The following is a 13,876-nucleotide window of genomic DNA, read 5'->3' as shown; positions in this document are numbered from 1 at the left end:
AAAAATTTATGCAGATTCACTGTAAAATCTTAAGTTTGCACGCGTTAATTTTTTATTAAAAAGTGGAAGTTTACTCAGAAAAACAACAAATTATAGATGCAATCGGTAATCTTAAATCGAAAAAGCAAACATTAGGCTTGGTTCCTACCATGGGTGCATTACACAGAGGCCATTTGCAACTTGTTAAAAGAGCACTTAGTGAAAACGATAAAGTTGTTGTTAGTATTTTTGTAAACCCAACGCAGTTTGATAATAAAAATGACCTTATAAAATACCCAAGAACACTTGAACGTGATATAGAATTATTAAAAACAGTTAGTGCAAATAATATTTTGGTTTATGCGCCTACTGTTGATGATATTTATGAAGGTAAAACCGTTTCAGAATCTTTCGATTTTGACGGTTTAGAATTTGAAATGGAAGGCAAATTTCGTCACGGACATTTTGATGGTGTTGGTACTATAGTGAAACGTTTTTTTGAAATTGTAAAACCTCACAAAGCTTATTTTGGTGAAAAAGATTATCAGCAATTAGCTATAATAAAAAAGTTGGTTGAAAAGCATAATATTCCAGTTGTTGTTGTAGGTTGTAAAATTCATCGTGAAACCACTGGTCTAGCTATGAGTTCTCGTAATACACGTTTAAAACCAGAATATAAAGAAGCAGCGCCTTTTATCTATGAAACTTTAAAAACTGCCAAAGTAAAATTTGGCACAAAAAGTGCTAATAAAATTACGGAATGGGTTGAGAAACAGTTTGCTAAACACCATCTATTAGAGTTAGAATATTTTATTGTAGCAGATGCTAAAACCTTAAAACCTGTTAAACGAAAATCAAACAAAAAAGCATACAGAGGCTTTATTGCTGTATATGCAGATGATATTAGACTTATTGATAATATCGCACTAAATTAATTATCTTTGCCGCATGCAAATTCAAGTTGTAAAATCGAAAATTCATAGAGTAAAATGCACAGGTGCAGAACTCAATTATATTGGAAGTATAACCATAGACGAAGATTTAATGGAAGCTGCCAACATTATACAAGGTGAAAAAGTTCAGATTGTAAATAATGATAACGGTGAACGTTTAGAAACGTATTGTATTCCCGGACCACGAAAAAGTGGAGAAATAACATTAAACGGAGCAGCAGCAAGAAAAGTTTCAGTTGGCGATACACTTATTTTAATTACTTATGCGTTTATGGATATAGAAGACGCTAAAGTTTTCAAACCATCTTTGGTGTTTCCAGATGAGGCCACTAATCTATTAAAATAGACTTTTGAAACTAAATACAAAACAGATATTAAAAATTTCACTCCCATTATTATTGGGAGTTTTTTTGGTCTGGTATTCACTGTCACAAATTTCTATTGATGAGTTATTAGAATATTTTAAAAAAGCAGACTATACTTGGATTGTACTAGGAATATTTTTAGGCCTTTTAAGTCATTTATCTCGTGCATATCGTTGGCGCTTTCAGTTAGAGCCTATGGGCTATAATATTAAACTGGGAAACAGCATTATGGCTGTATTTGCAACCTATTTAATAAATTACACAATTCCTAGGGCAGGTGAAGTTGCAAGAGCATCAATACTAACAAATTATGAAGACGTACCTTTTGAGAAAGGTATTGGTACAATTGTAGCCGAAAGAATTGCAGATTTAATAGTGATGCTAGGTATTATAACTGTTACACTCTTTCTTCAATTCGATTTTATTTATGGTTTTTTAATTGAAAAATTTAATCCAACAAAACTCATCATTGCAGCTCTAATAGCAATAGTTTTAATAATTGTTACTATTCGTTTTATAAAAAAAGGGAAATCAAAATTAGCATTAAAAATAAAAACTTTTATAAGCGGATTAGTAGAAGGGGCACTGAGTATTTTTAAAATGAAAAAGAAATGGGCATTTATTTTTCATACGTTGTTTATATGGTCAATGTATGTGCTTATGTTTTACGTAACCTCTTTTTCATTACCTCAAACTCAAAATATTCCTTTTGCAGCCATTTTAATAGGCTTTATCGCAGCTAGTTTTAGTATTGCAGCAACAAATGGAGGTATAGGATCGTACCCTGAAGCTATTGTTTTGGCATTTACACTATTTAATTTGCCGGAAGACCCAAGTCGCGCTTTTGGTTGGATTATGTGGTCATCTCAGACTATTATGATAATAATTTTAGGAGGTTTATCTCTTATCTATCTACCTATTTTTAATCGTAAGAAAACGGTTTAAAAGTTTTTAATAGCATCTTAAACTTTGCTTTTTATGTGTGTGTTAATTTATTAACTTGCCATTATTAAATCTCAAATCAATTTAAAATGAAGAAACCAATCGTTTTTTTAATATTGTTTTTCTTGGCTACAAGCATATTTCAAGCTCAAGTTAAATATGAAACTATTCAATCCTCAAAACTTGGTGAAGAACGGCAAATTAAAATACAATTACCAAGAGGTTATAATACTAATGAGGATAAAAGTTACCCACTTTTTATAGTTTTTGATGGCGATTATTTATTTGAGGCCGTTGCTGGAAATGTTGATTACTACTCGTATTGGGAAGACATGCCAGAATCTATTGTAGTTGGCATTAATCAAATTGATACTAGGTTTGACGATTGTATGTATTCAGAGCAAAATTCTTTGCCAATCGAAACTGGTGCGGCATTTTTCGAGTTTATTGGTATGGAGCTTATTCCGTATTTAGAAAGAACTTACAGAACTGTTGATTTTAGAGTTGCAGTTGGGCATGGTGAAACAGCAAATTTCATAAATTATTTTATGTTAAAATCAAATCCATTGTTTAAAAGCTATGTGGTTATAAGTCCAGAATTAGCACCAAATATGTTAGATTATATTCCCGAACAACTTACCAACACGCAATCTAAGCTCTTCTATTATCTAGCAAATACTAATAACGATCCATCATCAATTAAAAAGATGACAACTGCTTTAAATGCAGATGCGTCTAGTATAGAAAACGAAAATTTATTTTACGATTTCGATAGTTTTGAAGGGCCTTCGCATTACTCAGTACCCACACATGCAATACCTAATGCTATAGAAGGTATTTTTCAAGTATTTCAACCAATATCAAAAAAAGAATACAAAGAAACTATATTAGAATTAGAGATTTCTCCAGTGGTTTATCTTGAAGAAAAGTATCAAACTATTTATGATTTATTCGGTATTGATAAACAGATTTTAATAAACGATTTTAAAGCCATTTCTGCAGCCATAGAAAAAAATGAAGCTTTTGAATATTATGAGCACCTTGGGAAGATAGCAAGAAAGCAGTACCCAGAAACACTATTAGGGCTTTACTATATAGCACGTTTTTACGAAGAAACTGGAGAGCCTAAAAAAGCTATGAGAACTTACCAATCGGCATATACTTTAAAGGAAATAGCAGGTATTACTAAAGACTTAGTTTTAGAAAAAGCCGATTTAATTAAAGAAGATTTTGGGTATTAATGGCAAAAGTAAAAACTACTTTTTTTTGTCAGAACTGCGGCACTCAATTTGCTAAATGGCAAGGGCAATGTAACGCCTGTAAAGAATGGAATACGATTGTTGAAGAAATTATTCAAAAACAAGAAAAAAGCGACTGGAAAACACCAACTGCTTCAGTAAAAAGAGCTTCTGTACCATTAAGAATAAAAGATATTGATGTTGCAAAAGAACCTCGTTTAAATACTTTTGATGGTGAGTTTAATCGTGTTTTAGGAGGCGGAATTGTACCAGGATCTTTAACACTATTAGGCGGCGAACCTGGAATAGGAAAAAGTACTTTACTACTTCAAATTTCGTTAAAATTACCTTATAAAACGCTTTATGTTTCTGGAGAAGAAAGTCAGAAACAAATAAGAATGCGTGCAGAACGCATTAATTCAGATAATAATAATTGTTACATTTTAACAGAAACTAAAACTCAAAATATATTTAAACAAATTGAGTCTTTAGAGCCTGATATTGTGGTTATAGACTCCATTCAAACATTACACAGTGATTATATTGAATCGTCTTCAGGAAGTATATCACAAATCAAAGAGTGTACAACAGAGCTCATAAAATTTGCAAAGGAAACCGCTACACCAGTTTTGTTAATTGGTCATATTACCAAAGACGGTAATATTGCTGGACCTAAAATATTAGAGCATATGGTTGATACGGTTTTGCAGTTTGAAGGCGACCGAAACCATGTATTTAGAATTTTACGTGCTCATAAAAACCGTTTTGGTTCAACAAATGAATTAGGAATTTACGAAATGCAAGGTTCGGGTTTACGAGAGGTTTCTAATCCCTCAGAGATTTTAATTTCTAAAAAAGATGAAGAGCTTTCAGGTAATGCTATAGCAGCTACTTTAGAAGGTATGCGTCCATTAATGATTGAAGTTCAAGCCTTAGTAAGTACTGCAGTTTATGGAACACCACAACGAAGCGCTACAGGTTTTAACGCTAAAAGGCTTAATATGCTTTTGGCTGTTTTAGAAAAACGTGCAGGATTTAGACTAGGTGCTAAAGATGTGTTTCTAAATATAACTGGAGGTATTACAGTAGATGACCCAGCTATTGATTTAGCTGTTGTTGCATCCATTTTATCTTCAAATGAAGATTTTGCTTTACAAAAAGATTTTTGTTTTGCCGCTGAGGTAGGATTGTCTGGAGAAATACGCCCTGTTCAAAGGGTTGAGCAACGTATTTTAGAGGCTGAAAAACTTGGGTTTTCAACAATTTTTGTATCCAAATACAATAAAATTTCACTTAAAAATACTACTATCAAAATTCAGCTTATATCCAAAATTGAAGATTTAGTAGCCATTTTAACATAGACTTTAGTTTTTAATAAAATCTAAATTTTTCTACAAAATGTATTTCATCGATAAAAAATATCATTTTATCTGATTTTTATTAGGTTTTATCGATTTTTTAAATTAATATTGCCTGTATTTAAACAGTTAATCATTAATAGTTTAACAGTTTTTAATTTGAAATACAAATATGTAATTCAACTGTTTTTTGTGTATTTCATGCCGTAATAGGTTGATTGCACTGGTGTTTTGCTTGTTTTGTCGAAAAAGAGTACATATTTAAAAATAAAGTGTATTATGATTTAATTTTGTATACATAAATGATTTCGAGGCGATTACAGTTCTCGAGAATCAAAACATCTTCCCTCAAAGATTTATTACAATCCATTGTTCTAGAAATTAGTTAAGTAGTTAAAAAATTTAATTAGTCCCAAACTATAAAATTTTAACCTATGAAGAAATTTCTACGTTTAAGCTTTTTATTTGTAGTTATACTTTTAGCCTCAAGTAATATGTATGCCCAAGACACCGATGGTGATTTGGTAGTAAATTCATCTGATTTTGATAGTGATAATGATGGTATTTTAGATACTGAAGAGTCTGCAGGATGTATTTACTATTCTAGAGATGATGAAGATTATCGTTTAGTATGGGATGGTAATAATGATTATCATAATTTATCAACATCATTATACGACGACCCAAATACTACTTCTTATGCATCTCCTACTTTTGGTGCCGGAATTGTTGATACATCAAGAGCAAATAACTATTTTTTTACGGGAGCAGATGAAACATCTTTTGCAGCAGCCATAACAGGAAATGATTATATGGAGTTTCAAGTTGGAACTTTAAATGCTTTATTGCATATAGATAAAAAAGTAACTAATACATTTAATCCCTCTACACTTAAAATAGGTTTAATAATATCTACAGATCCAACTTTTGCTACGTATACAGTTTTAGATGATGGAACAACACCAGATTCTGATACCAGCCCATACAGATACAACGATTTAAATATATTAGACAATTATGCTTTAACCCAAAATACTATTTATTACATAAGATTTATTTTTTATGATGCTGGTGGTATTGAGGCAGAAATAGACGGAATAGGAGTTAGTTTTGATGAAACTATTTGTGATTTAGATACGGATGGAGACGGAACACCCGATTATCTAGATTTAGATAGCGATAATGATGGTTGTTACGATGTTGTTGAATCTGGAGGTATAGATGCTAATAATGATGGTATTCTGGACGGTACAGGTATTGATATAAATGGGCAAGTAACAGGTGGTAGCGGTGGTTATAATGGCCTAAATGGTAATGAGATTGAAGCTACACGAGTTGATTTTACACCGCCATCAAACCAAACTGCAGATGAAGGTACTTCTGTCACTTTTGATACAGATGTAGATGTTTACCAAACAACTAACTTTGATGGTTCAGGAAATCCAATTTACATGTTTCCATCGTTTATCGCATCTTTTGGAGTTAATATACAGTGGTATTTAGGAGATCCAAATTCAGGAGGAACAGCGTTAACAAATACAGGTGTATATAGCAATGTAACCGGATTTGACCTTAATATAAGTGATGTAACAGGGTTAGATGGCAACGAATACTTTGTAGTTGTTACACATGATGATTTACTATGTTTTTCTGAAGTGTATTCAGCAACTTTAACTTTAACTTACCCTTGTGATGCTGTTACTTCAGGAAATCCAGATTTTGATGGTGATGGCGTAAGTGATATTTGCGATTTAGATGATGATAATGACGGTATTATTGATACTTACGAGTGTTCGGCTGCTATTAATTTTAATACCCCCTCATTACTAACAGCAACAGACCTCAACAATGTTCTTGTAGGAGAAAAAGTTTTATATACAAATGCCTTGTTCTATCAAGGAGTCTATTATGATATAGTTTTAACTATTCAAAGTATTAACGGAACATTTAATGTACGATGTAACGGTAATTTGAATATGTCTTCTACTGAACCTATAAACGACACTTATGTAGGTTACTCCTTAGATTTAGTATATTCAGGAACAGCGACACCGTTAAACCCTAATGGTGAATCTGCAGTACTGTACGACTTAATATTGCAGCTTAGAGATAATGATACTTCTTATTCTCATGATTACACAGAAATTAATGGCTTTAATCCAACCACAGCTACAGGTACTATTACCCCTTATTTAGCTCCTACAACTGAGTTGGAACAAGGAGGATTTGTAAATGGGCCAGACCCATCAGGTTATACATTATATAGATTAGACCCTACATTAGTTGGTGATATAACTAATTGGACAGACGAGGGAGCTTCAGTAAATACTGATACTGCTCACTGGTTGTATTTGGAGTTTGATATTTTTTCTCATGTGGATTTAATTTTTGGCACTACAGGTTCTTATGCTTCTACTTCTTTGAGGCTTACGCAGTTAGGTGTAGATTCTGTATGTGATAGCGATAGAGATGGTTATTTGAATACTTTGGATATAGATAGTGATAATGATGGAATCCCAGATAATGTAGAAGGGCAAACAACATTGGGTTATTTACCTCCTTCTGGAAGCATAGATTCCAGTACAGGGATTTATACAAACTATGGTACTGGAATAATTCCTGTTGATACCGATGGTGATAACTTGATAGATATGTTTGATAGTGATTCCGATAACGATGGTACTCCAGACATAGAAGAAAACGGTATGGCTAATACAATTTCAGGAATAGATACAGATAATGATGGATTAGATGACACTTTTGAAACGACAAACACTAATGATGTCAATTTAGATGTAAATGAAGATATCGAAGATCCAACAGATTTATCGATTCTTCCAGATATAGATTTTGATTTAACCATAGGAGGAGATTTAGATTATAGAGATTTATTCGATATCAATCCACCCACCATAGCCTCAATAGATTTTGATGGGATAGATGATTATTTATCTAGGACATCATTTGTAACAGGTTTAACAGACGTTACAATAATGGCTTGGGTAAAGACAGACTCTGGAAATACAGGCAATATGGTAATAGCTACTGAGGATATTGCGCTTGAGTTATGGTTAGAAGCTGGTCATCATCCTGCTTTTAGTGTATCAACAAATGGCAGTACTCAGCAACATGTAGGAGGTGTAAGCAATGCAGAGATTAATTTTGATGAGTGGCATCATATAGCAGGTGTTTATTCTTCTGGTTCAGGAGAAATAAAACTATATATAGATGGTAAACTAGAAGCTTCTGCAAGTATTTCTGGCACAACCTTAGCACAAAGTGAAGATACTAATAATGCTTTTGAAATAGGAAGATTTTCAAACGAATCAGGAGCTAATCAGTATTTCAAAGGCGATATAGATGAAGTACGTGTATTTGATGTTGTACTAACCGATGATCAGATTCAACAATTAGCCTACCAAGAGATTGATAACAATGCAGGTAACGTAGGTGGTAAAATAGTGTCAAAAGATATTAAAGACAGAACATCAGGAGATACCATATTATGGTCAAATTTAGTGGCTTACTACCCAATGACTAACATATTAATGGGAAGAACCAATGATTATTCAAGTTACGATAATTGGTTGTATATCAACTATATAACAACAATACAGGATCAAACAGCTCCGATGCCATATGAGTCTACAGGCAATGGTTCATGGACCTCAGAATCCACATGGATGCATGGTGATGTATGGGATATAGAAGATATTGCTAATGTAAGCGAACATGCTATTGTAAAAATATCTAGTGATGTAACGGTAAATGATGATATAAAACAACTAGGTTTAGTGATAGATTCTGGTGCAACATTAACTGTACAAGGCGATCATTTAGTAGAAAATACCTGGTATTTAGAATTAGATGGTACTTTAGATTTACTGTCAGATTCTCAACTAATACAAACTGTAAATAGTGATTTAGTAACCTCTGCCGATGGTAAGTTATTAAGACGACAAGAAGGTACCCCAAGTGCATATTGGTATAATTACTGGTCATCACCAGTAGGCGCAAGAGCAGCAACAAGTCTAACAGATAATAATGCAGCAACCAATAATACCAATAACACTAATTTTAGTTTAAATTTATTAAAAGACGATACCGGCTTTAATACACAATTCACATCAGATTATACTTCAAATGGAAACATAAGTACCTATTGGTTGTATACCTTTATAAATGGAGTTACGTATTGGGATTGGGCAAACCTTTCTCCCGGCACAGCTATAAAACCTGGAGTAGGCTATACCCAAAAAGGAACAGGTGTACCCACTATAGAACAACAATATATATTTGAAGGTAAACCTAATAATGGAACCATACTCATAGATGTTACCGATGTAGGCGGTCCAGGATCTGTACCATCGGTATCAGAAACAGGTTATTTATTAGGAAACCCATATGCTTCAGCATTAGATGTACATAAATTTATAGATGATAATGCAGGTGTTATAGACGGCACATTACAGTTATGGCAACAATGGAGTGGAACCTCACATAACCTTGACGAGTATAACGGAGGTTATGCACAAGTAAATAAAACAGGCTCTATACGCGCATACCAATTTGAAGGCTTCTTTGGCGCAAATAATGGCTCACAAGATGGTGTCATAGTACCCTCAAGATACTTACCAGTAGGACAAGGTTTTATCACGGAAATCATTGCAAATGGGCAAGTAGAGTTTAATAACTCACAACGCATATTTATTAAGGAAGCAGATGCAGATGGAACCTATAACACAGGGTCTGTATTCTCAAAAAGCAGTAGCAGCAAATCAGAAAATAAAAGCACTACAGAAGGTAAAGACCCAAATGCGATGAAAAAGATTCGATTAGAATTTAATTCAGTAACAGGGCCAGAAACAAGACGCGAGTTGCTTTTAGGATTCAGCTCCATAACAAGTGACGCTTACGATTATGGATACGATGCCGAAAATGTAGATATAAATAACAACGATTTACATTTAAATTTAGAAGGCAAGGATATGAATATTCAAGCATATGCAGATATTACATCGGATAAGGTTGTGCCACTTAACTTTAAATCTTCTGGTAATAACACCTTTGAGATTAAAGTAACGGCATTAGAAAACATAGACCCGACACAAGAAATTTATTTAAAAGATAATCTAATAGGTGCGTATTTTGATTTATCACATAATACCCCTTATCAATTTACATCAGCCCAAGGAAAGTTTAATGAGCGATTTGAGATAGTATTTCAATCAGAACAACAATCGTTAAGTTCAGAAGAGGCCGTATTTGATGAGAACTTTATTTACTATCAAAATAAAACAAATACCTTTTATGCTAAGAAGTTAACAGGCGAGGTAAAAAAGCTAGCCTTAGTAAACATGCGAGGTCAAACCATATTAGAGCTTGATGATGTGTCTAGAGACACTTTACAAAACGGATTACAATTTAACAATATAGCCACAGGTGCATATGTTGTAGTATTAAGAACAGATACCGATGCGGTATTAACCAAAAAGATAATTGCAAATTAAGTTTGATAATTATTTGAGTTAGTCGAGAAAAAGCCAAAACTTTTGTTTTGGCTTTTTTTGTTATAAAAATCAGCCATTTCAGGATAAATTCTTAAATTCGCGAACTTATAAGAATCAACAGTAAATGAGCGCTAAATTTCCTGAATATAAAGGACTTGACTTACCAAATGTAGCAAACGAAATACTACAATATTGGCAAGAAAACAACATTTTTGAAAAAAGTGTATCAACAAGAGAAGGTAATGAACCATTTATATTTTTTGAAGGGCCACCTTCAGCAAATGGACTTCCGGGAGTACACCATGTTTTAGCACGTGCTATTAAAGATATTTTTCCGCGATACAAAACCATGAAAGGTTACCAAGTTAAGCGAAAAGCCGGATGGGATACTCATGGTTTGCCAATTGAGTTAGGAGTTGAAAAAGAATTAGGTATTACTAAAGAAGATATTGGAAAAACTATATCTGTTGAAGATTATAATGCAGCTTGTCGAAAAGCCGTAATGCGTTATACAGATGTTTGGAACGATTTAACTCAGAAAATGGGATATTGGGTAGATATGGACGATCCATATATTACCTACGAACCTAAATATATGGAATCTGTATGGTGGTTATTAAAGCAGATTTATAACAAAAGTTTGCTGTATAAAGGCTATACTATTCAGCCTTATTCACCAAAAGCGGGAACAGGTTTAAGTTCGCATGAGTTAAACCAACCAGGAACGTACCAAGATGTTACAGATACAACTGTTGTTGCTCAGTTTAAAGCTATTGAAAATTCACTTCCAGACTTTTTACAAAATGAAGGTGATATTTATTTTTTAGCTTGGACAACCACACCTTGGACATTGCCAAGTAATACAGCATTAACCGTCGGGCCAAAAATTGAATATGTTTTAGTTGAAACCTACAACCAATATACATTTGAACCTATAAATGTTGTATTAGCTAAGAAGCTAGTTAATTATCAATTCTCAGGAAAGTTTAACAAAGTTGAAGGCAAATCAGAATTATTAGCCTATAAATCTGGAGATAAAAAGATTCCTTTTTATGTTGTAAAAGAATTTATAGGAAAAGATTTGGTAGGTATAAAATACGAACAACTTTTACAATACGCTTTACCAAATGATAATCCTCAAGATGCCTTTAGAGTTATTTCTGGAGATTTTGTAACCACTGAAGATGGAACAGGAATTGTACACACCGCACCAACTTTTGGAGCAGATGATGCTTTAGTTGCAAAACAAGCAACTCCAGAAGTGCCGCCAATGTTGGTAAAAGATGATCATGGAAACTTAGTGCCATTAGTAGATTTACAAGGGCGTTTTAGACCAGAAATGGATGAGTTTGCTGGCAAGTATGTAAAAAATGAATATTACAATGAAGGTGAGGCACCAGAACGTTCTATAGATGTTGAACTTGCTATTAAATTAAAAGAAGAAAATAAAGCTTTTAAGGTAGAAAAATATAAGCACAGTTATCCAAATTGTTGGCGAACTGATAAACCAATTTTATACTATCCACTAGATTCTTGGTTTATAAAAGTTACCGATGTTAAGGATAGAATGTTTGAGCTTAACGAAACTATAAATTGGAAACCAAAATCTACAGGAACAGGTCGTTTTGGTAATTGGTTAGCAAACGCAAATGACTGGAATTTATCGCGATCGCGCTATTGGGGAATTCCGTTACCAATTTGGAGAACTGAAGATGGTAAAGAAGAAATTTGTATAGGCTCAGTAGAAGAATTAAAAGTTGAAATGCAAAAGGCTATTGAAGCTGGAGTTTTAGCAGAAGATATTTTTGCAGATTTTGAAGTTGGAAATAATTCAGAAGCTAATTATGCGAAAATAGATTTGCACAAAAATATTGTCGACGAGATAGTTTTAGTGTCCTCAACAGGGCAAAAAATGTTCCGTGAGAGCGATTTGATTGATGTATGGTTCGACTCTGGTTCAATGCCATATGCACAATGGCATTACCCGTTTGAGAATAATGATTTAATTGATAAAGGCACAACTTTCCCTGCAAACTTTATTGCAGAAGGTGTAGACCAAACTCGAGGTTGGTTTTATACGCTTCATGCAATCGGGACGATGGTTTTCGATTCAGTAGCTTATAAAAATGTAGTATCTAACGGATTAGTATTAGATAAAAACGGGCAAAAAATGTCCAAACGTTTAGGAAATGCTGCAGATCCTTTCGAAACTTTAGGAAATTATGGAGCAGATGCAACGCGTTGGTACATGATTTCTAATGCAAACCCATGGGACAATTTAAAATTTGATATTGATGGAATTGAAGAGGTAAAACGTAAGTTTTTCGGAACCCTTTATAATACCTATTCGTTCTTTAGTTTATATACTAACTTAGATAATTTTAGTTATTCAGAGGCTGATATTCTAATTGAAGAAAGACCAGAATTGGACCGCTGGATATTATCTGAATTACATACTTTAATTCAAAAAGTTGATGAGTATTATGCCGATTATGAGCCTACAAAAGCCGCAAGAGCCATTTCAGATTTCACTCAAGATTATTTAAGTAATTGGTACGTGCGTTTAAGTAGAAGACGTTTCTGGAAAGGCGATTACCAACAAGACAAAATTTCGGCTTACCAAACACTTTATACTTGTATGGAAACTATTGCTAAACTTGGAGCGCCAATTGCACCATTTTTTATGGATAGGTTGTATTTAGATTTAAACTTGGTTAGTAAAAAAGAATCGTTTGAAAGTGTTCATTTAGCTAATTTTCCAGCTTTTAATCAAAATTTTGTAGATAAAGGTTTAGAGCGTAAAATGGAAAATGCGCAAACAATATCGTCATTAGTTTTATCGTTAAGAGCTAAGGAGAAGATTAAGGTGCGTCAGCCGCTTCAAAAAATAATGATTCCTATTGATAATGATCAGCAAAAGGAAGAAATTTTGGCGGTTTCAGATTTAATAAAACATGAAGTAAATATTAAAGAAATTGAGCTTTTAGATGATGCCTCAGACATTTTAGTAAAGCAAATAAAGCCAAACTTTAAAGTTCTTGGACCGCGTTTTGGAAAGGACATGAAAGCCATAGCGAATGAAGTAATTAACTTTACAGCAGAAGATATTAACAAAATAGAACAAAATGGCAATATAGAAGTTGCTATTAATGGAAAAAATATTACTTTAGAACGCACAGATGTAGAAATATCATCTCAAGATATAGAAGGTTGGTTGGTTGCAAATGAAGGGTCGCTTACAGTAGCTTTAGATGTAACATTAACTGAAGATTTAAAAAGAGAAGGTATAGCAAGAGAATTGGTAAACCGTATTCAAAATTTGCGTAAAGATTCAGGTTTTGAGGTAACAGATAAAATAGACGTTTTACTTCAAAATGATGAAAAAATTGTAAATGCTATTGAAACGAACATAGAATATATAAAAACAGAAACCTTAACCGAAGCATTAGAAATTAAAGACGAAATAATTGATGGTATAGAAATTGCTTTTGATGATGTAAATACCAAATTGTCTATTCAAAAACATTAATA

General features: G+C 33.1%; 7 protein-coding genes. All 7 read left to right on the top strand.

The window, feature by feature from the left end:
* Positions 1 to 62: 62 nt before the first annotated feature.
* The 7 genes from panC to ileS all read left to right on the top strand — a co-directional run bounded on the left by panC (position 63) and on the right by ileS (position 13,874).
* Complete coding sequence (gene panC / locus ABD939_RS07310) at positions 63 to 914, top strand: pantoate--beta-alanine ligase (RefSeq protein ID WP_345166373.1); 852 nt, start codon at positions 63 to 65, stop codon at positions 912 to 914.
* Between the two features lie 13 nt (positions 915 to 927).
* The gene (gene panD, locus ABD939_RS07305) at positions 928 to 1,278 is read left to right on the top strand and encodes an aspartate 1-decarboxylase (RefSeq protein ID WP_345166370.1); all 351 of its coding nucleotides are present in this window, start codon (positions 928 to 930) and stop codon (positions 1,276 to 1,278) included.
* Positions 1,279 to 1,282: 4 nt separating this feature from the next.
* Positions 1,283 to 2,242, top strand: coding sequence for a lysylphosphatidylglycerol synthase transmembrane domain-containing protein (locus tag ABD939_RS07300; RefSeq protein ID WP_345166368.1), 960 nt, complete (start codon positions 1,283 to 1,285; stop codon positions 2,240 to 2,242).
* Positions 2,243 to 2,328: 86 nt separating this feature from the next.
* Positions 2,329 to 3,480: an alpha/beta hydrolase gene (locus ABD939_RS07295; RefSeq protein ID WP_345166366.1), complete on the top strand. Its 1,152-nt coding sequence runs from the start codon at positions 2,329 to 2,331 to the stop codon at positions 3,478 to 3,480.
* Positions 3,480 to 4,838, top strand: a complete 1,359-nt coding sequence (gene radA / locus ABD939_RS07290; protein WP_345166363.1) for a DNA repair protein RadA — start codon at positions 3,480 to 3,482, stop codon at positions 4,836 to 4,838. Before ABD939_RS07295 ends, radA begins: the two co-directional genes overlap by 1 nt.
* 431 nt (positions 4,839 to 5,269) lie before the next feature.
* The gene (locus ABD939_RS07285; RefSeq protein ID WP_345166360.1) at positions 5,270 to 10,345 is read left to right on the top strand and encodes a LamG domain-containing protein; all 5,076 of its coding nucleotides are present in this window, start codon (positions 5,270 to 5,272) and stop codon (positions 10,343 to 10,345) included.
* Between the two features lie 124 nt (positions 10,346 to 10,469).
* Positions 10,470 to 13,874, top strand: a complete 3,405-nt coding sequence (gene ileS, locus ABD939_RS07280; RefSeq protein WP_345166357.1) for an isoleucine--tRNA ligase — start codon at positions 10,470 to 10,472, stop codon at positions 13,872 to 13,874.
* Positions 13,875 to 13,876 lie beyond the last annotated feature (2 nt).

Origin of the sequence: Algibacter aquimarinus (assembly GCF_039543265.1) — a bacterium.
Classification (GTDB): domain Bacteria; phylum Bacteroidota; class Bacteroidia; order Flavobacteriales; family Flavobacteriaceae; genus Algibacter_B; species Algibacter_B aquimarinus.
Note: the sequence above shows the minus strand (reverse complement) of the source record. Positions and strands in the feature narration are given on the sequence as shown.

Excerpts from the sequence above, each read along its gene's own strand:
- ileS (WP_345166357.1), top strand. The coding sequence starts at position 10,470 with ATGAGCGCTAAATTTCCTGAATATAAAGGACTTGACTTACCAAATGTA.
- ABD939_RS07285 (WP_345166360.1), top strand. The coding sequence starts at position 5,270 with ATGAAGAAATTTCTACGTTTAAGCTTTTTATTTGTAGTTATACTTTTA.
- ABD939_RS07295 (WP_345166366.1), top strand. The coding sequence starts at position 2,329 with ATGAAGAAACCAATCGTTTTTTTAATATTGTTTTTCTTGGCTACAAGC.
- radA (WP_345166363.1), top strand. The coding sequence starts at position 3,480 with ATGGCAAAAGTAAAAACTACTTTTTTTTGTCAGAACTGCGGCACTCAA.
- panD (WP_345166370.1), top strand. The coding sequence starts at position 928 with ATGCAAATTCAAGTTGTAAAATCGAAAATTCATAGAGTAAAATGCACA.